The sequence below is a fragment of the Sporosarcina sp. NPDC096371 genome (assembly GCF_044762865.1).
GTDB lineage: Bacteria > Bacillota > Bacilli > Bacillales_A > Planococcaceae > Sporosarcina.
Map to the genome: position 1 here is coordinate 399,619 of NZ_JBIWFE010000004.1, position 18,340 is coordinate 417,958.

15 protein-coding genes are annotated in these 18,340 nt (G+C 40.5%); 4 read left to right on the plus strand and 11 right to left on the minus strand.

Going from position 1 to position 18,340, the window contains the following annotated elements; genetic code table 11:
* Positions 1 to 3: 3 nt before the first annotated feature.
* Complete coding sequence (locus tag ACIQ0H_RS13480; RefSeq protein WP_403415516.1) at positions 4 to 861, minus strand: class I SAM-dependent methyltransferase; 858 nt, start codon at positions 859 to 861, stop codon at positions 4 to 6.
* Positions 862 to 1,251: 390 nt separating this feature from the next.
* Between ACIQ0H_RS13480 and ACIQ0H_RS13485 the strand changes: the two genes are divergently transcribed.
* A complete protein-coding gene (locus ACIQ0H_RS13485; RefSeq protein ID WP_403415519.1) occupies positions 1,252 to 2,142 on the plus strand; it encodes an AraC family transcriptional regulator in 891 nt (296 codons plus the stop codon).
* 5 nt (positions 2,143 to 2,147) lie between these two features.
* Here the strand turns inward: ACIQ0H_RS13485 and ACIQ0H_RS13490 are convergent, their stop codons facing one another.
* A complete protein-coding gene (locus ACIQ0H_RS13490) occupies positions 2,148 to 3,380 on the minus strand; it encodes an MFS transporter (protein ID WP_403415522.1) in 1,233 nt (410 codons plus the stop codon).
* A gap of 174 nt (positions 3,381 to 3,554) precedes the next feature.
* The gene (locus ACIQ0H_RS13495) at positions 3,555 to 3,731 is read right to left on the minus strand and encodes a hypothetical protein (RefSeq protein ID WP_403415525.1); all 177 of its coding nucleotides are present in this window, start codon (positions 3,729 to 3,731) and stop codon (positions 3,555 to 3,557) included.
* Between the two features lie 119 nt (positions 3,732 to 3,850).
* On the opposite strand from ACIQ0H_RS13495, the gene ACIQ0H_RS13500 reads away from it, so the two are divergent.
* Together ACIQ0H_RS13500 and ACIQ0H_RS13505 are read left to right on the plus strand one after the other, a co-directional pair.
* Positions 3,851 to 5,791: a GTP-binding protein gene (locus ACIQ0H_RS13500; RefSeq protein ID WP_403415527.1), complete on the plus strand. Its 1,941-nt coding sequence runs from the start codon at positions 3,851 to 3,853 to the stop codon at positions 5,789 to 5,791.
* Positions 5,792 to 6,049: 258 nt separating this feature from the next.
* Positions 6,050 to 8,470, plus strand: a complete 2,421-nt coding sequence (locus ACIQ0H_RS13505) for an EAL domain-containing protein (RefSeq protein ID WP_403415530.1) — start codon at positions 6,050 to 6,052, stop codon at positions 8,468 to 8,470.
* 41 nt (positions 8,471 to 8,511) lie between these two features.
* On the opposite strand, the gene ACIQ0H_RS13510 is transcribed toward ACIQ0H_RS13505, so the two are convergent.
* From ACIQ0H_RS13510 to ACIQ0H_RS13535, 6 genes are all read right to left on the minus strand, one after another.
* Entirely contained in the window at positions 8,512 to 9,126 is a 615-nt protein-coding gene (locus tag ACIQ0H_RS13510) for a class I SAM-dependent methyltransferase (RefSeq protein ID WP_403415532.1), read from the minus strand.
* Between the two features lie 176 nt (positions 9,127 to 9,302).
* On the minus strand, positions 9,303 to 10,136 hold the full coding sequence (gene phnX, locus ACIQ0H_RS13515; RefSeq protein ID WP_403415534.1) for a phosphonoacetaldehyde hydrolase: 834 nt from the start codon (positions 10,134 to 10,136) through the stop codon (positions 9,303 to 9,305).
* Entirely contained in the window at positions 10,133 to 11,227 is a 1,095-nt protein-coding gene (phnW, locus tag ACIQ0H_RS13520) for a 2-aminoethylphosphonate--pyruvate transaminase (RefSeq protein ID WP_403415536.1), read from the minus strand. The genes phnX and phnW overlap by 4 nt, the downstream gene beginning before the upstream one ends.
* Before the next feature lie 26 nt (positions 11,228 to 11,253).
* Positions 11,254 to 12,240, minus strand: coding sequence for an extracellular solute-binding protein (locus tag ACIQ0H_RS13525; protein WP_403415539.1), 987 nt, complete (start codon positions 12,238 to 12,240; stop codon positions 11,254 to 11,256).
* Positions 12,241 to 12,257: 17 nt separating this feature from the next.
* Positions 12,258 to 13,874: an ABC transporter permease subunit gene (locus ACIQ0H_RS13530; protein ID WP_403415542.1), complete on the minus strand. Its 1,617-nt coding sequence runs from the start codon at positions 13,872 to 13,874 to the stop codon at positions 12,258 to 12,260.
* Positions 13,867 to 14,619: an ABC transporter ATP-binding protein gene (locus tag ACIQ0H_RS13535; protein ID WP_403415544.1), complete on the minus strand. Its 753-nt coding sequence runs from the start codon at positions 14,617 to 14,619 to the stop codon at positions 13,867 to 13,869. Before ACIQ0H_RS13535 ends, ACIQ0H_RS13530 begins: the two co-directional genes overlap by 8 nt.
* A gap of 194 nt (positions 14,620 to 14,813) precedes the next feature.
* On the opposite strand from ACIQ0H_RS13535, the gene ACIQ0H_RS13540 reads away from it, so the two are divergent.
* Positions 14,814 to 15,578 (plus strand): DeoR/GlpR family DNA-binding transcription regulator, encoded by a 765-nt coding sequence (locus ACIQ0H_RS13540; protein ID WP_403415547.1) that lies wholly within the window; start codon positions 14,814 to 14,816, stop codon positions 15,576 to 15,578.
* A gap of 107 nt (positions 15,579 to 15,685) precedes the next feature.
* On the opposite strand, the gene ACIQ0H_RS13545 is transcribed toward ACIQ0H_RS13540, so the two are convergent.
* Complete coding sequence (locus ACIQ0H_RS13545; RefSeq protein WP_403415550.1) at positions 15,686 to 17,329, minus strand: hypothetical protein; 1,644 nt, start codon at positions 17,327 to 17,329, stop codon at positions 15,686 to 15,688.
* A complete protein-coding gene (locus ACIQ0H_RS13550) occupies positions 17,322 to 18,077 on the minus strand; it encodes an ABC transporter ATP-binding protein (protein WP_403415750.1) in 756 nt (251 codons plus the stop codon). The genes ACIQ0H_RS13545 and ACIQ0H_RS13550 overlap by 8 nt, the downstream gene beginning before the upstream one ends.
* Positions 18,078 to 18,340 lie beyond the last annotated feature (263 nt).

An 18,340-nucleotide genomic window follows, 5' to 3' on the forward strand; every position in this document is an offset into this window, starting at 1 on the left:
TTTTCATGACCTCTCTGCGCTAAATACATACGTAGACATCGGTTTAACCTGCTGATTGCTGCGGGCTTGTTCTAATAACAGCACTTCAGATTGAATGAGTGATTTCAGTTTATCAGGCACATCAACAAGCTTGCTAATCTCCTCGTTATAATCATCTAGCGTCATAGCAATTTCCCACTCCGCATCTTGCAACTGAGATGAATGAATAGATCGCTCGTTGGTAATCGTCCATCCTGCACGTTCCGCAATCCGCTTCACATCCGCTGGCGTAAACAGCGTACGTATATTAGAAAGGCTACTTTCTTTGAAGCACTCATACTGTGATTGAATAAGCACGGCTAGGAAATGTGGATATTGCTCAATCGTTTGAATCCTCGCATCCCATTCGGCAAAACATAAGCGCTTACCCCATTTTTTAGCTTTCTTCAATATCGCTTCCAGTTCCTCAAACGACTTCAAATACCAGGAGCAATGCGAGAACACAATATAGTCAAAACTGGCTTCAGGAAAATCAACTTCTGTCGCTAAAACATCAACATTGAATTCCATTTTAATCTGTTTACCTAACGCTGATTGCTGTAAATAGCGAGCTGAATCACCTAGATTAATCGGTGCTCCGTAAACTGGTGATGCAATATCCACGCCGTGGACAAGTCCCCCTTCCCCAACAACGTACGCCAACGCCGCTGTCGTATCGCCTTGCCCACAACCAATTTCTAAAACGCTACTACCTTCTTTAATACCCCATGCCTGAACCAATTTCAGACGATGCTCCGTCTGAATTCGTTGAATAGCGTTCATGCTCAGATCTTCATTAGACGCCATGCATTCGACGATGGTTTCAATCAAATCCACGTTCATACATACACCTCATTTTCTTATAAGAGTCCTTCCCTTATTTCGAGAAAATCCCACCGTTCTCCTTTATTCAACTTTACCATTTTTCAAATAGCGCTAGGTTTCCTGCTCTATATCAGGACAAGTTCTAGATATTCTTCCTTTTCATCAATTACCTACTAAATTTTTTTTTACGATTAATCGATTATTATATTTGTTGAACTAATGATTCTATATATTCTCCAGCGAAGGCATCCCCTAGAGCCAAGCGTTGTTAGTAGGATTTTTTATTTCAACATATATATTCATTTTATTTAGTTTCCAATTTGGCCTTCTCATGATAATGTTTATTCAAAACAATCCAATGTCTTTATTTATAGTAAAGAGGCGATAACTATCCAACAGTTACTTTTATTGCAACAAGTAATCGATTATATTGAAGAACATATTAAAGAAGATATCAAACCTGAGGAACTAGCTAAATTAGTCGGCTATTCCCCGTATCATTTTTATAGGATTTTCGATAAACATATTGGGTACACCATTATGGATTATGTCTTAAAAAGAAAGCTGCAATACGCGTTACATGGATTAGCGCAGGGCGAAAAAATTATTCAAATTGCTTTAGAGTATGGCTTTGAAACACATTCTGGATTTACAAAAGCGTTTAAGAAATACTTCGGCAGTCCGCCAAGCTTATATCGACTTCATTGCCCACTGTCATTGCCTCCAAAACTTGACCTATTCAGCCTGCATGTAAAAAAGGTAGGCGGCATTGTCATGCAACCAAAAATTGTGCAGAAGCCCCCTTTCCATATTGCCGGCAAAACATTTGAAAGTACATACGAAAACGTCTTGTATACAAGAGATGCTCCCGCCTTTTGGGATCAAAGAATTCCCCCTGATGAAGCGATCGAAAGCACACTGTACAAAGCATTATCTCCCGAAAAGCATGGGGAGTATTGTATCAATCTAAGCAGCACAAACTTGGTCGACAGCTTTACGTATCTATTCGCGGTAAATTTCGATCAACATATTCAGTTGCCCGCCGGACTGACAACGCTACACATTCCTGAAACGACTTATGCCGTTTTTAGGACGCCTCTTGTTCCGGTCCAGCAATTTGTCTCCTCCATCAAAGGAACTTGGCAATATGTTTTAGAAGACTGGTTACCTCAATCCCTTTATGAAGTCGACGAAGCAAGCTATGACTTTGAATATTACGATGAACACTGCCATGACTGGGTGTATGAAAAAATCTATATGGAGATCTACCTTCCGATTAAAGAAAAATCCAAAGAGTAAGCAATTTACTCTTTGGATCTATTCAAGATATTTCTATATAAAAACAAGACGGGCGTTAAAAGCACAGCACTCACAATGAGCGCTATTTTTATAGTAAAACCTGATGCAACAACTCCAATAACTGGGCCTCCGCCAATTTGGCCAATGGCATCCACTTGGCCTTTCACCGAAAAGAAAGTTGCGCGTGTAGAGGAATCCGGTATGACCTTATTCAACCAAATGTCTTCCAACGGATACATGACTTGCCTAGTTACTTGGATAATGATATAGAAAGTTAGTAAGCTAATTACATAAGATGACAGCGCAAAACCTATCAATGAAGCGATAATTAGGAAGCTTCCTACAAAAAGAAAGACGTAAATCTGTCTTAGATTTTCATGGATAGTACTTCGATTCATCAAATGAAGTGTTCCAAAGGAAACCAGTACAACAACAAACTGAATCCCACCCATTAATACAACTAATTGCTCGTCTGTCAGGTTCGATATGTTGGACACTTCTAAGAAATGCGACATCCATAACCGATCAAAACCTTCACTATAAAACCCAACAAACAAAGCAACGAGGAATAGCATTCTAATGATAAAGCTCGTTTTAGAATGTAAAATGATTTTGCGCATATTGCCCTTCATACTTCCCCACGTTGACGTTCTTTTTTGGGGATCTAATGGTTTGAAGTTTTCTTCTTTCATGAAAATGAGTAAATAGACAGCCAATCCTATCATGCATAGGCCACCAATTATGATTGGTAAATTAATCATAAAGTAACCCGTTACAATACTTAAAGGGATCGCTAGTACTTGCCCAAGATTCCCTGCCTTAGCACCCCTTATAAAAGCTAACGAAGCACGTTCTTCCCCTATTTCATCCGCAATCCAAGCTTGCTGGGAACCACTCGTAAACGTATAACCGATCCCCCATGCCACCTGAGCCAATAACACAGTGATAAAGTAAGGAAATATCCCCTCGATAAAAAAACCAAAACCTATTAAAAAGTAACCAATTATGATCGAAAGTTTCCGGCTTTTCAAATCCGAAACAAGTCCAGTAGGAATTTCAAACAGAAAAACAGATAGTTCCAATACAGTTCCTACTAACACGAGCTGAAGCGGGCTAAGCCCTACAGTTTGTACATGGTATAACAAGTTCACTGTAAAGATGTATGTGAAAAATAGTTGTGACAAGAAACAAATAGAAATATAAACGCGATATGGATCTTTTATCTCTAATCTGGTCATGTGCTCTCCCCCCTTAGATTGATTATAAGGAGGGGGTGAACCGGTTTCTTGTCCATATTTGCGATAATGAACAAGAATGACGAATTTTTGATATTTCTTATAATTGAATGTTTCACATGGAACAAAAAAAAGGCGTGGAAAATCCCTCTCGGATTCTCCACGCCCCACATATCTTTACAACTCTTGATAATCTTTTTGATACTTCCCACCGTCTTTTACTACTGAATGATATAACGCTTTTAACGCAAAACTTTTCTCTAAGTCATGCTCTTTCATCACTTGTCTGAGCATTTTTGTTAGATCTACGTCATTCTTCACAAGCTGCTCCATCTTTGGCTTTGAATATTGCATAATCGAATCCTCCTCTACATTCATTTTATCTTTCCAGTATACCACTCCTTATTGCCCATTCACTCGATTCAGATTTGCTATACTACTCTTATCAGCAAGAAATGGATTGGAGTGACATTATGTTTAAAACCATCGGCATACTTGCACACGTAGATGCGGGAAAAACAACGTTTTCAGAACAACTACTTTATCACACACATAGCATTAAACAACGAGGGCGCGTGGATCATAAAGATGCCTTCCTTGATAGCCATACCATTGAGAAACAGCGAGGCATTACAGTATTTGCAGATCAAGCGGTTATCTCTTATAACGATTCTACCTATACCATCATCGATACGCCGGGTCACGTCGATTTTTCTCCAGAAATGGAACGCGCTATTCAAGTGATGGACTACGCCATCATTCTAATTAGCGCCGTCGATGGCATCGAGGGTCATACAGAAACTGTATGGCAACTACTGCGCAAACACCAAGTACCCACATTTTTCTTTATCAATAAAACCGATCGCGATGGCATCGATATAGAAAATACCCTTCAAGAGATTCGTACCAACTTATCGGAAGACGTCTGTGATCTTACGACAACTTTCAATGAAGGCATCATGCAAGAGGACCTTATCGAATTCATTGCAGAACGCGACGAAGAACTGCTTGAAATCTATATGGAATCCGGCTACGACAAGATCCTGTGGCTACAATCGTTAAAGAACATGATTCGTGACAATCAGATCTTTGCTTGCTCCAGTGGTTCTGCCCTAAAAGACGTGGGGATCATTGAATTTTTCGAGAAACTTGATGCACTAACAGAGACTTCTTACGATGATGCAAGGGATTTTGCTGCCCAAGTCTATAAAATTCGGCATGACGATAGCGGCAACAGGGTCACGTTTCTCAAATCGATAGAGGGTACACTACGCGTGCGAGACGAAGTACATTACGGAGAACTCACTGAAAAAGTCACACAAATCCGCGTATATAACGGCAATAAGTTCAAGGCTGTTGACCAAGTACACGCTGGGGAATTATTCGCCGTCACGGGTCTGACAAATGCCTCTATAGGGGATGGCGTGGGGGCACTTCAAGAAAAGGTGACATTCGATCTCATTCCTACACTTAAATCGAAAGTCGTTTTTGACGCGTCCATCCATGTCAAAGAAGTATTGCGATGCTTCAATTTACTGGACGCGGAAGATCCTTCCTTACGTGTTATTTGGGACGAACATTTTCAAGAAATCCATGTTCATGTCATGGGTGTAATTCAACTCGAAGTATTAAGAGATATCGTTGAAGAAAGATTTCAGTTTACCGTCTCTTTCGGCGAGCCAAAGATTCTATATAAAGAAACCGTCGGCACAACCGTCGTTGGCTACGGTCATTTTGAGCCGCTCAGACATTATGCAGAAGTGCATCTGAAAATTGAACCGGCTGCAAGAAATAGCGGCATTTCTTTTAACAATGCTTGTCACGCCAATGATCTGTCTATCGGCAACCAGAACTTAATCCGCCATCATTTATTTGAACGTGATCATCACGGACTATTAACGGGTTCTGCCCTTACCGACGTCACCATCACATTATTGACAGGACGCGGCCATAACGAGCACACATCTGGCGGTGATTTTAGAGAAGCTACTTACCGCGCATTGAGACAAGGATTAGAACAAGCAAAAAACAGCGTACTGGAACCGTATTATGATTACAAAATCAAAGTCGAGCTAGACCATATTGGACGTGTACTATCAGACATCCAACAAGCGCATGGTAGCTTTGAGCCCCCTGAAACTGTCGGCGATAAAGTTATCGTTAAAGGGCGTGTACCTGTCGCAACCTTTATGAGCTACAGTTCCAATTTTGCCTCCTTCACACATGGGAAAGGCGTGCTAGGTCTACAATTTGGCGGCTATGATCTTTGTCATAACGAAGAGAAAATCATTGAAACGATTGGCTATAACAAAGATGCTGACCCGGAGTACTCATCTACTTCTATTTTCTGTGCCAAAGGAAAAGGCTACCCCGTTCCCTGGAACGAAGCACCAGAAGCCATGCACTGTTTATAAATGAACCAATGACGCATATTGGTCAATATAAATTGCGAGTAGGCACTCCATTTATATGGATTATTTTTTATAACAGTCCATATAATACTCAATAAAATAAAATTTTATATCCATCGAACTAGTAGATAAGGTGCATATTAAATGTTAGTATTATTAAACAGGTATTTATCTCTATAAATCGCAACAACGCCCCACCAAATTTCCATATACTTCAAAATAAAGAACCATATAGTCATAGAAAGGATTTGTTTCATAATGTTGGCAGATATTAAAGATATGTCGACCATTTCTCTTCTGCTTGAAAAGAAATTTGGGGTATCCATTACAGATCATAATGGAACCATCATATACGTAAATAAACTATTTCGTGACCTTTCAAAGTACGATGAAGAAGAACTGATTGGAGCAAATTACGGGCTACTCAATCCAGACTATACAGCTGAAAGGTTTGTTCACGAGATGAAACAGACCTTTAAAAAAAATAAAGTATGGCAACAGCAACTTAAGTGCATCGCAAAAGACGGGTCCCCTTATTGGTCGACTACAACCATTGTCCCCCTACACGATGAAAATGGGGCCATTATTCAATTCATCTCCCTAGATATCGATATTACAGCTAAAGTGATAGCCGGTAAATCATATAAAAAAACGCTCGGAAGGCTACTGACAATTGAAAGTGCGCTAGACCACTCTTCTTCTGTTACAGTCACTAACCAGCAAGGGGTTATTTTGCATGCCAACGACAATTTCTGCAAAACCTCCAAGTATTCCGCAGAAGAGCTCATTGGACAGACGCACCGAGTCATCAATTCTGGGTTTCATCCAAAAAGTTATTTCAAAAATCTTTGGAAAACGATTGGAAACGGTGAAATTTGGATGGGCGAACTAAAAAACCGAGCCAAGGACGGGACGGAATACTGGGTAAACACGACTATCGTACCCCTTTTGGATAAAAATAAAAAACCACAGCAATTCATCTCCATCCGAACAGATATTACGGATAGAAAAGAAGCTGAACAAGCTTTAAAACTCGCCTTAAAAAATGATTTTCGTCAGACCGTGAAAAACCTTCAAAATGCTATCTTTAAATATACCGCAGGTCCAAACGGCGGAATTATATTTACACTTTTCGAAGGAAAAACGGCAGAAAAATTTGGGATTACCGTAGAGAACATTATGAAATATAACCTTTGGAATGTTTATTCTGAAGACGAAACTTTGCAATATTATCAGTACCTTATGACAGCATTACAAGGGGAAGCCGCACAATTTGAAGTACGCTATCAGGACCACGCATTCCTTGTATACTTGTCACCCATTTTTGAAAACAATACCGTTGTTGAAGTCGTTGGTACTGCGACAGACATTACAGCGCATAAAGAAGCGGAAAGACTTGTAGAACATATGGCGTATTACGATCATTTAACTGGCTTGCCGAATCGACGTGTTTTTCACACGAAAGTACATGAGGTTATCGAACAATCTGGGAAAAGTGATGAAACATTTGCTGTTATGTTCATTGATCTTGATCGTTTTAAAAGCGTCAATGATTCTTTGGGACATACGATAGGGGATCAGTTATTGATTTTAGTGGCAGAAAGGCTACGGCATTGCGTTCGAAAAAAAGATATTGTCGCAAGGCTTGGCGGGGACGAGTATGTCATATTATTACCTGACACAACGACCTCCGTGGCACAGGTGGTCGCTTCAAGAATTGTGGAAGAAATGTCTAAACCATTTGTCATTGATGATCATGATGTTTTGGTCAGTTCAAGCATCGGAATTAGCCTATTCCCGGAAGACGGAAGCGACTATGATACGCTAATGACAAATGCTGATTCAGCCATGTATTTGGTAAAAGATAACGGTAAAAACAACTTTCAATTTTTCACGGAAGAATTACATCGGAGCATGGTTGAAAAAACCATGATGGAGATAGAACTTCGTCAGGCGTTGAAAAGGAATCAATTTGAGCTTCAGTATCAGCCACTATTCAATTTGAAAACAGGCAAATTGACAGGATTGGAGACGCATATCCTATGGCAACATCCATTAATGGGGACCATTTCCCCGACTGACTTTATTCCAATCGCTGAAGAGATCGGCTTGATCGAACCGATTGGACAATGGATACTTGAAACAGCATGCTTGCAGATGAAAAAATGGCATAGCAGTGGACATTCACAACTCAAAGTACATGTGAATACCTCTCTTCAGAAATTTAAACAGCCTCTTTTCGTTACGCAGTTAAAAGAAACATTGGCCAAGACTGGTCTGCAGTCCGAATTCCTAACTTTGGATTTCACCGAAAGTATAACATCTGACAAAAAAGACTGTGCGGTTCACCTACGCCAGCTTCGGGACCTCGGCGTCGGCGTCAGTATCGATAACTTTGGAACTAGCCCTTTTTCACTTAGCTGTTTAACGGAATTTCCAATTACACATCTAAAAATTGATCGGACTTTCGTGCAGCAACTTAGTACAACCAACCAGGCTCTTATTCAAACGATTATTACCCTAGCAAAAGTGTTAAATTTAACCGTTGTCGCTAAAGGTGTTGAAACGGTTGAACAGGAACGTTTTTTACAAGATGTACAATGTGATGAAGTACAAGGTTCCTTTTATTCCAAATCACTTCCCACAGAACAAGTCGAAGAATATCTACGCGGAATGTTATAGCAAATAGGAACAGGCACAGTTTAGCCAAATTGTGCCTGTTCCTATTTGCCACTCCTTGACCGGAAGATTAAAAAACGCTCATTGTCGTTTTGTTCATAAAGACCTGGGACTCTCACTTCCTTTAGCAGTTCAAAAGGAGTTCCCTCTTCAAGAAAATCGATATACTCCGCGGTCGGATAATACAGGATAATATCTACCGCCCGCTTTTGTTGTTCAACTGAACATAAAATATTGTCGACTACCCTCCCAAAAATCTGTATGGAAAATGGATTGAAAAAGTAAAATCGGTTATCCTCCGACTCCACTACATAGTCCTCCGCCAGACAGCATTCAAAACGAATAGAACCGCCCACTCGTTTAGCCTTTTGTCTATAACTTGCCAGGTTTTCAAGCGCCTCCTGGTACAACTGTGCACTCATCTCAATACCAATCACCGACACTTCGAATCGATTGTGAAGGTAAAACGCTAACCGACCTTTACCACACCCAAAGTCTACAATCCCATCTGTTCTTTCCAGTACATAGTCACAAAACAATTCATCCAGTGCCGAATAAGGCGTCGCTTCATAGCGGTTATAATGGGACGACTGATCCAACCACTCCCGTGTCCCTACAGTTTTGATACGTAGCAAACGATCATAGTCCTTGTCATTCATGGTTACATCTCCATTTCACTTACATAAAATACGCGTCCAATTCCCTTCCATTCGTTCATTATAACCCACTCCCTTGACCTTTCAGTTAGGGAAATTAAGATTATCTCCACCATCATAAAGCAAAAAAGCACATGACTTCAGAAGTTTCCTCCTGTCTCCATGTGCTTTCTACCGTTTTACATAACGCTTACTTTGTATTTTGACCCCGGTCGATTTCCTTCCAACAGAAGGCCATTAATTTGCTCAATCAGCTGCGGTAGTTCAACCATCGTCGTAATCGTAAAGTCAGCCCCATTTTGTACAAATGTGTCCGCTGTTTTAGTGATGATCACTTCTTTTTCCACTTTCGATAACCGCGTAAATTCTTCTAAACTTAGTCCCATTTCAGAACTTCCAACAATGACGCCCACTGACCAGACGCCAGCGTTAACGCCTTCTTTTATATCTGAGACGGTATCACCTACTTTTACAACCTTTGATGCCGCCGATAATTTGAGAGCTTCCATATTCCGATAAACCATGTACGGATACGGTCTTCCAACAGAATTCGTGTCATCAGGGGTAAAATAAAAGTCTGGACTATACCCTTTTTCCAATGCATTTGGAACAACGACATCCATCATCGTCGATGTATAACCTGTTGTGGACCCAATCTTCAACCCTTGTTCTCTTAACACTTCTACTGTCTCGATAACCCCCGGAATCGGATCCGTATAAGCTGACAAAGAAGTCATCAGTGCAGGTACAAATTCTGCATACAACTTTTCTACATCCTGTTCGGTAAATGCTCGTTCATATTTCTCTTCCCATAATGCAGATACCCTTGGCATAGATAGCATTGCTCGAATATGATCAATTTTTAGCATCCCCATAGGACCTCTTGCTTCTTCCATTGTCACTTCGATGCCAGCGTTTTTAAAGATATCTACAAATACATTTACCGGTGCAAAACAACCAAAGTCAACCGTCGTTCCCGCCCAATCGAAAATTACGCCTTCTACTTTACTCATGCTACCACCACTTTCATATAAGCTTCTACAATATCGCATAGCTCTTCGATATCTTTTTCATAAATTTCACCGATATTGCCAACACGAAAAGTATCTATATCCGTTAGCTTGCCTGGATAGATAACAAAGCCCCTTGCCTTGATAAACGCATAAAAGTCTTCAAAGTGAAATGCTTCATTTGGAAATAAGAAGGTTGTAATAATCGGTGATTGTTTGTCAGCTGAAATATAGGCATGCATACCGACTTTTGCTAATCTTTCTCTTAACAAACGATTATTATGTTGGTACCTAGCAAACCTAGCCAACACACCGCCCTCTTCTATTAACTCCTCCAAGGCTTTCGCAAATGCCGCCACTACATGCGTTGGCGACGTATAACGCCATTTCCCATCCTTGTCCATCTCTTTCCACTGATCATATAAGTCCAGTGACAAACTGCGCGCATTGCCTTCACATGCCTGCAATTTCTCCAGCTTAGCGATAACAAAGCCAAATCCCGGAACCCCTTGAATGCATTTATTGGCACTACTAATCAAATAATCAATACCTAGTTCTTCTACATGAATGTCCATTCCGCCAAAGCTACTCATTGCGTCAATAATTAATGTTTTATCATATTCCTTAGATAATGCCGAAATCGGCTCAAGCGGATTCAATATACCCGTCGTTGTTTCGCAATGGACCATTGCGATATGTGTAATGGCTTTGTCGACTTCTAACATGCACCTGATTTCATCTTCTTTCGGATATTCATTGTAAGCCACACCATACTCCACATAATTTAGCCCAATGTATTGCGCCATCTTCACAATGCGTTTCCCATACTCGCCATTTGTAACAATCAATACTTTATCCTGTTGCGAAATAGCTGTTGTCAACACTGATTCGACTACGAACGAACCGCTTCCCTGCATAAGCACAGTCGTATAAGCCTCTTTCGTAGCAGATGCCAATTCCAGTAACTGTGTTCTAATTCTTTGTGTGATTCCCTTATAATCGTCCTCCCATGTACAACGATCCAACAACATTTCCTGCTTCACCGCAGTTGTCGTCGTCAATGGGCCTGGTGTTAACAGTTTATAAGTATTCATATTGTATCTCTCCCTCAGTCAATGATTTATTTGGCTGCTTTAAAAAATTCTTGATGACTTTGTAAAAGTTCGACCGTTAATGGTTGTTCCAACTGCTTAGGGTGGGCGGGTTGATTGACATCTGACACGGTTTCGCCTTCATAGAGTGCAACTGGATAATGTTCCAGCAACTCTGTCCGAGCATCCTTCATAATCGTTTCCGCCATTTCCATTGCAAGGCTCGTTGTTTCATCTTCTTTGTTTACAACGGCTACCGCTTCCATCAAAGAAAAGTTTCCTTCAGTCGGATCGACAAACTCGATAGGTAAGCCTGATTCCTTTGCCATCACCGCTTGGTAGCGTAGACCAAAACCAGCAGCTACTTCACCAGCTTGTACCTTCTTGATAGGACCCGAACCTGAGCTTTCAAGATGTGGACCCGTATTGGCAATTAAATCATGGAGAACCGTTTTCCCCTCTTCTTCCCCATATTCATTAATAATCGCTTGGATTAGTAACCAACCTGTTGAAGAATCCATCAGGTTTGGAATGGAAACCATTCCTTTATACTCAGGTGCCGCCAAATCTTTCACCGATTTCGGCATCGGTAGCCCCTCTTGTTTAAGCACTTCCGTATTAACGAAAATGGATCCCGTGTTGGCTAAAATGGGAGCATAATAGGATGGATGTGGTTCCAAAGCATTTGTAGTAAACGTTAAGTCTGTAAACATATCATGTTCCTGTTGAGCACTTTCAACGAAATACGAACTCATCGTCACGATATCCGCCTCGATTTTTTCGCCCTCTGCCATCAGCTTCCCGCCTAATTCGGATGTCCCAAGTGATTGAAGTACATACTCCCCTTCATAACCTGCTTCGTTCAGCGCACTCTTCATGGCTTCAGAAGCTGCTTCATCACTATTTGTGTAAATAACCACTTTATCGCCAGCCGCTTCGCCACTGCTACAACCCGCCAATGCTAACGCTACAGTTAAGGCCATTAAAGACGACCAAATTCTCTTCTTCTTTTTCATATAAATCTCTCCTCTTTTCATTGTTTGTTGGATTTTTTTTGAAAAGCTTCGCAAAGCAACTTAACTGCTAGATTTGTTACGAAAATGAGTAAAGATAGCATAAAGATTTCATTGAATTTACCAAAATGCTGAAGTTCCTTTATTTTGCTGGAGACCAATGATGTTTGAGCTGTGACCAAAAAGATAATCCCACTAATAGTGACCATCGCATTGATAAAGTAGTAGCTAAACATCTCAATAACCGTCGATCTAGAATTTGGAAGCAACACCCGATAAACTGTTTTTAACCAGCTATCCCCCAATAGTTCTCCGGTCGTCTCCCATGTTGGATTCATTTTAGAAAGCGCATTTTTCGCCATTAAATAAGGTGTCGTAAAGAAATGGACAATGCTGTAGAGCACAATAATCGCAAAGGTCCCTTTCAAACTACTGCCGTTAAAAAATAGTAAATACGAGAGGCCTAACACCATACCAGGTACTGTATTCGTCATCATAGCAATGGTATCAAGCGACGATTTCCCTTTTACAGCTGTACGAACATTTAACACAGCCGCCGAAAACGCAATACACGTACCAAATACCGCCGTCAATAAAGCCACAAACAAAGAATTTTTATAGACTGCTGTTAAATCACTCGATTGGAAGGTATCCAACAAGTGTTTAAACGTGAACGTCATATCATATGGATAGCTGCTAACAAACGGTGCAACGAACATAACCGCGAAAACGGATAACATCGCGAGTAACACAACACCTGAGACAATCCCGAAACCAACATCTCTGCCTCTATGTGGCGTAAGTTCTGTCTCACCAAACTTGTCATAATGAAAATTACGTTTTTCTAGATAATTTAAGAGAAGAACACCAAACACCGCTGGAATAAGCATGACAACTGCAATAGCCGCGCCATGATTAAAATTCGGGATGGAGCCGAGCATCACTTGATATAGCTGAGTAGCAACCACGGAATAAGTTCCCCCTACTGAAGCAGGTATCCCAAAATCCGTAAAACTTATGATGAAGGACAAGACAAATGCCCCACCTAAAGTGCCTACTAATGGACGAACAATGGTATTTTTAAAACTTCTTAACGTTCCATCACCCATGAGCTTTGAAACGATGATAAACTTTTTATCGATATACTTGAAGGAGTTATTAATCAGTAAAAAGGCAGCCGGTAATGTGTAAATCACATAACCAATTAGCAATCCATTAAATCCGTAAATCTCCACTAGATTTCGACCGACAAGCTTGGTGATAAACCCTTGATTACCAAACGAATAGATAATCGCAAATCCATAAGTAATCGTAGGAAGCAACATCGGAAGTAAGATGCCCGTTTTAATGGCCATTTTTAATGGGGTGTAAATTTTCGTACAGTTAACGGCGTAGGCCAGCGTAAAAGCCAAAACTGTCGTAATCACAGCAGTAAGACTAGAGATTTTAATGCTGTTGCCAATGGACGTTAGCAGTTCCTGATTGGACAGGACAGCTATATAATTTGAGAAATTAAACCCCTCACTCGTTTCAAAAGAACGGATAAACAAGATTCCAAGAGGTATTACTAGAAAAGCGGCGAATAGCAGTAAGATTGGGATATAAATGACGCGCATCGCCGGTTTGACATTAGGCATATTGTTCACCAAACAATTGATAGATATTTTGTCGTTTAATGTGTAATTGTTTCAGTATAAATTTCTCTACAAAATCATTCGACGGTTGGTTGATAATTTGTTGAGGGGTTCCAAATTGAGAAATATGCCCCTGATTAATAATCAAAATTTTATCGGACAATGTTAATGCCTCTTCCGGGTCATGTGTTACGATAATCGTCGTGAGCTTAAATTGTTTGGCAATGGATTGAATTCGTTGCTTAATCGATTCCTTAATGACCCCGTCCAAAGCACTTAATGGCTCATCCAGCAATAAGATTTTCGGCTTCATGACGAGCGTTCTTGCAATCGATACTCGTTGTTTCTGGCCGCCTGATAATTCCCCTACTTTCTTTGTTAAATGTGGGGTCAGCTCCAAAAAGTCAATGTATTCCTGAAGTTCAGCTTCAGTCACTAAGCTCTTGTTATTTCTCAAACCGTAGACAATGTTGTCGTACGCATTTAAATGGGGGAACAGCGCATAATCCTGGAACACAATATTAAATCCACGATCCTTCATCGGTACATTGCTCAAATCCTTTCCATTAAAAAGGATTTTCCCACGATCCATCGTCGTTAGGCCCAAAATAATATGCAATAAAGTTGTTTTCCCACTTCCACTTGGACCTAGCAATGAAACAATTTCACCCGGCTCAATTTCAAGATTTATATTATCTAAAACTAATTTATCATCAAACTGCTTGCTAATATTTTGTAATTTTAGCAAACCGCCACCTCCTCTGCTACAACTCCAGTATAGGAGGGCCATGTAAATATAAATTGAGATTCTTGTAAATAGTTCGTAAAAGTTGACCACTTGTTGACTTACTGTTGATCAATTGATGCTATATTCACTACTAAGTCCCTCAGTACTTATGAGGTGATTGGCATATAAATAACTTTGAATGGGCGGGTGACTAGATGCTCCCACTTGAGAGGCAACAGAAGATCATTGACCTACTCACAATTAAAAAAGTGTTGAAGATTACAGAACTCACTGAAGAGCTTCACGTTTCAATCGAAACGCTGAGAAGGGATTTAACATTGCTCACGAGTAAAGGAAAAATCGAAAAGTTTTATGGTGGTGTTAAGCTAGTTGAATCGAAGTTTGAAGAATCAACGTTAGCTGAACGTATGGGGAGTCGTTTAGAGGAAAAGGAAAAAATCGCAAAAACATGCTGTAACTATATTAACGAGGGGGATTGTATTTATATTGATAGTGGATCGACGACATATCAAATCGCGAAGTACATCAAACATATGAACAAGCTAACTGTGATTACGAATTCGATCCTCGTTATTAATGAGCTCCTAAATAGCAATATTGAGTTGATTATTATCGGTGGAAAAGTGAGGCAATATGAACAATCGGTTACGGCTTTTGAGTATTTATTTAATTTTAATGAATTGAATATCACGAAAGCCTTTATCTGTGCGAGTGGCATAACCATTGAAAAAGGGATTTCAGACTATAGCTTAGAAGAGGCAATCACTCGTAAGAAAATTATTGAGCTGTCTAAAGAGGTCTATGTCGCTGCGGATAGTGCAAAATTCGAGAAAGACGTAACGATTGGAATTGCTCCCCTTGATAAAATCGATTGCATTATTACGGACAATGGTTTAAAAAATGAGCTTGTAAAAAGATATGAGGCAGCCGGTGTGAGGTTGATTGTTAGTAATGAGTAAATTAGGCCTTTGAATTCGCTACGACGCATTGGGAAGGATCGAACTACATCCTTCCCCGATGCCTCTCACTGAAGATTAGGTGGCAATCATAAGTTCAACCTATCTACTTACATACCAGGATTCCTTGCACGTTGTTTCTTCGGAAAAGTCATTCTCCACCCGATGAAAACACCACCAATGAGCAAGGCGATATAGACATAGATTCCATAATCAAATAAGTTGGCAACGACATGGGCCACGACAAATCCACCAGTGACTAAGCCGAGCAACAGCATTTTCATCGCTCCTGCATCTTGTGCAAATTCGAACGACTGCGAAAAAGGATAGACCCCATTATTCATAAACTTATATGTAATCAGTGTTTGAATAATTGCTGCCAATAAAACCGCGAGTAAATCAGGCAATATTCTGATGGTAAATAGCCAAGTAAACACAAAACTAAGCAGTATAAATACAGGCAGATACAGCTTCACCAAAAAAGCTTTTAATGCCCCACTATAAGCAGAAGACACCTGTTGAATGGGCGCCGCCTTGAATAGCCACCCGCCCTGATAATTACCAGAGAACTGTAGCATATGCACGATGTTAGGAATCATCAAGTTGCAAAAATAAATGAACAAAAACATAGTGCCTCCAGAAATCTCCTCTAATGTTCGCTCGCGCAGTTCACTCACGATAAAGATAAAAGGAAAGACGACAGCCATCCCCAGTGCTGGATACACTTTCAGTTTAAATTCACGCTCTTGTTTCATCATAAGTGCCGCAAAACGGAAGAATATGCTATCCTCTTTACTTTGGCATACAATTCGCGCCCACGCCTCATCTAACCAATTTCTTTTCTGCTTTCGTTTCTTCGTATCGTTCATCAGCTTTTCCAAATTCCGCTCAAAAGAAGGTATCAACCGAGCGTAACCATACATGGCGACGAGTGGTACACAGATGGCAAGAATCGTAAAAATGAGGATGTGAATAGCTACATTATGTGCGAGCAGCAACTCAAATGGTGCCCCAAACCAGATAGGCGGCATCCATACATGCCACCAACTAAATGTATAAGTGACATTCAAATCAGCAATCTCAAATGACCGAATCAAAATTTGATAGCCAACAATCACGCCGACTGACAACAGGATTTGCACGTAATTGATAATATCCCTGAGCCGCTCACCGTCGAAAAATCGCAAGACAAACAAATACAATAGCGACGTTAATACTACGACAAACAGCATGACTAAGAACAACTCTGCTAGAAAAATCAGCATAAAAAAAACGCCATGCTTAAATAGACCCACAACGAGCGGGATCGTCACAAACGCGCCCGTAATAAAAAACATGTAAATCATAATATGGACAGTTTTAGCCGCGCTAATCGTTTTTCCACTAATCGGCTTCGTTTGCAAAATATTTTTGTCCCTTACATCGAGCAAAACAGATGAAAAGTCGGAAATCATCGTCATCGTTAAAATAAACATCGTCACACCAAAGACAATGCTCATTTGAAAAATATAGTTATCTCCAAGCACAATAAACGGAATAAGCATAAGCCCATACAGCCCATATATCCAAAGCGACTTCAGAAATTGATTGCCATCCTTCTTTTTTCGCGCATCATTAAAGATTGTCGGTACTCTTCTTTCATCCATCGTCAATTTAATGCGTAAGATTGTTTGCATCGCTTCATAATCAATGCCCGTCTTGATAAATACACTCTTAAACAACGCAAGAAACTTCAACGTACGAAAATCACGCATAGTCTTGCCCCTCTTGAACAATCGCCACGAACTGTTCCGCCTTGCTTCTATGCTCAGTAAACCCGGTCAGTTGATTGAAAATCTCCGCAAGACTACCTTCTTCACTCATTTCTTGCAACTCTTCGAAGCTGCCATCTGCCACAATTTCACCCTTTACGAGCAAAACAATACGATTGCTGATTTTCTCGACAAGATCCATAATATGTGATGAGTAAAAAATCGTTTTGCCCTGTGCAGCGAGTTGCGCCAAAATTTCCTGGATGACCATCATGCTACTAGCGTCTAACCCACTTAACGGTTCATCCCAAAATAGTAAATCCGGATCGTGAAGGACACTCGAAATGATTAGTACTTTTTGCTTCATTCCTTTTGAAAATGAGGAGAGTCTCGTGTGCATGACGTCCTCTAAGTCAAATTCCCTTAATAGTTTAGCCGCTTTTTCTTCCGCATACCCCCGGCCCATCCCATAAAGCTCAGCAGTAAAGACCAAATACTCACTCGCCGTCAAATTATCATAGGCTTCCGCATTTTCCGGGACATAGCCAATTTTTTGTTTATACGAGGGATCGCCCGAAGCGATATCCTGACCGAAAATCTCAACTTCGCCCTGATAACTATCAATGAGTCCTAGCATGATTTTAACCGTCGTACTCTTCCCCGCACCATTGGGGCCAATATAGCCGATAATTTGCCCTTTTGACACTTCCAAATTCACACCATTTAACACCCGTTTTCCGCCATAGTCCATTGTTACATTTTTTAGAGACAATATCTTGTCAGTAGTAGCCTCCACACTCTCACCCCTCAACTATAATTATGCTATTATTCTAACATTTAATCATCGCAAACTGTTATAATCTTCTTGTTCGATAAAAAGGTGGAAGTTATCATCGCCACTGAATTTCTATATATGTTGAACTTATGATTTCCACCTAGTCTCCAGCGAAGGCGCCTTACTGGGGTAGCCGAAGCGATAAGACTGATAGTGGTTTTCTATCAGGCTTATCGCGG

Excerpts from the sequence above, each read along its gene's own strand:
- ACIQ0H_RS13495 (WP_403415525.1), bottom strand. The coding sequence starts at position 3,731 with ATGCAATATTCAAAGCCAAAGATGGAGCAGCTTGTGAAGAATGACGTA.
- ACIQ0H_RS13480 (WP_403415516.1), bottom strand. The coding sequence starts at position 861 with ATGAACGTGGATTTGATTGAAACCATCGTCGAATGCATGGCGTCTAAT.
- ACIQ0H_RS13510 (WP_403415532.1), bottom strand. The coding sequence starts at position 9,126 with ATGAATGACAAGGACTATGATCGTTTGCTACGTATCAAAACTGTAGGG.
- ACIQ0H_RS13540 (WP_403415547.1), top strand. The coding sequence starts at position 14,814 with ATGCTCCCACTTGAGAGGCAACAGAAGATCATTGACCTACTCACAATT.
- ACIQ0H_RS13525 (WP_403415539.1), bottom strand. The coding sequence starts at position 12,240 with ATGAAAAAGAAGAAGAGAATTTGGTCGTCTTTAATGGCCTTAACTGTA.
- phnW (WP_403415536.1), bottom strand. The coding sequence starts at position 11,227 with ATGAATACTTATAAACTGTTAACACCAGGCCCATTGACGACGACAACT.
- ACIQ0H_RS13490 (WP_403415522.1), bottom strand. The coding sequence starts at position 3,380 with ATGACCAGATTAGAGATAAAAGATCCATATCGCGTTTATATTTCTATT.
- ACIQ0H_RS13545 (WP_403415550.1), bottom strand. The coding sequence starts at position 17,329 with ATGCGTGATTTTCGTACGTTGAAGTTTCTTGCGTTGTTTAAGAGTGTA.
- ACIQ0H_RS13530 (WP_403415542.1), bottom strand. The coding sequence starts at position 13,874 with ATGCCTAATGTCAAACCGGCGATGCGCGTCATTTATATCCCAATCTTA.
- phnX (WP_403415534.1), bottom strand. The coding sequence starts at position 10,136 with ATGAGTAAAGTAGAAGGCGTAATTTTCGATTGGGCGGGAACGACGGTT.
- ACIQ0H_RS13550 (WP_403415750.1), bottom strand. The coding sequence starts at position 18,077 with ATGGACTATGGCGGAAAACGGGTGTTAAATGGTGTGAATTTGGAAGTG.
- ACIQ0H_RS13500 (WP_403415527.1), top strand. The coding sequence starts at position 3,851 with ATGTTTAAAACCATCGGCATACTTGCACACGTAGATGCGGGAAAAACA.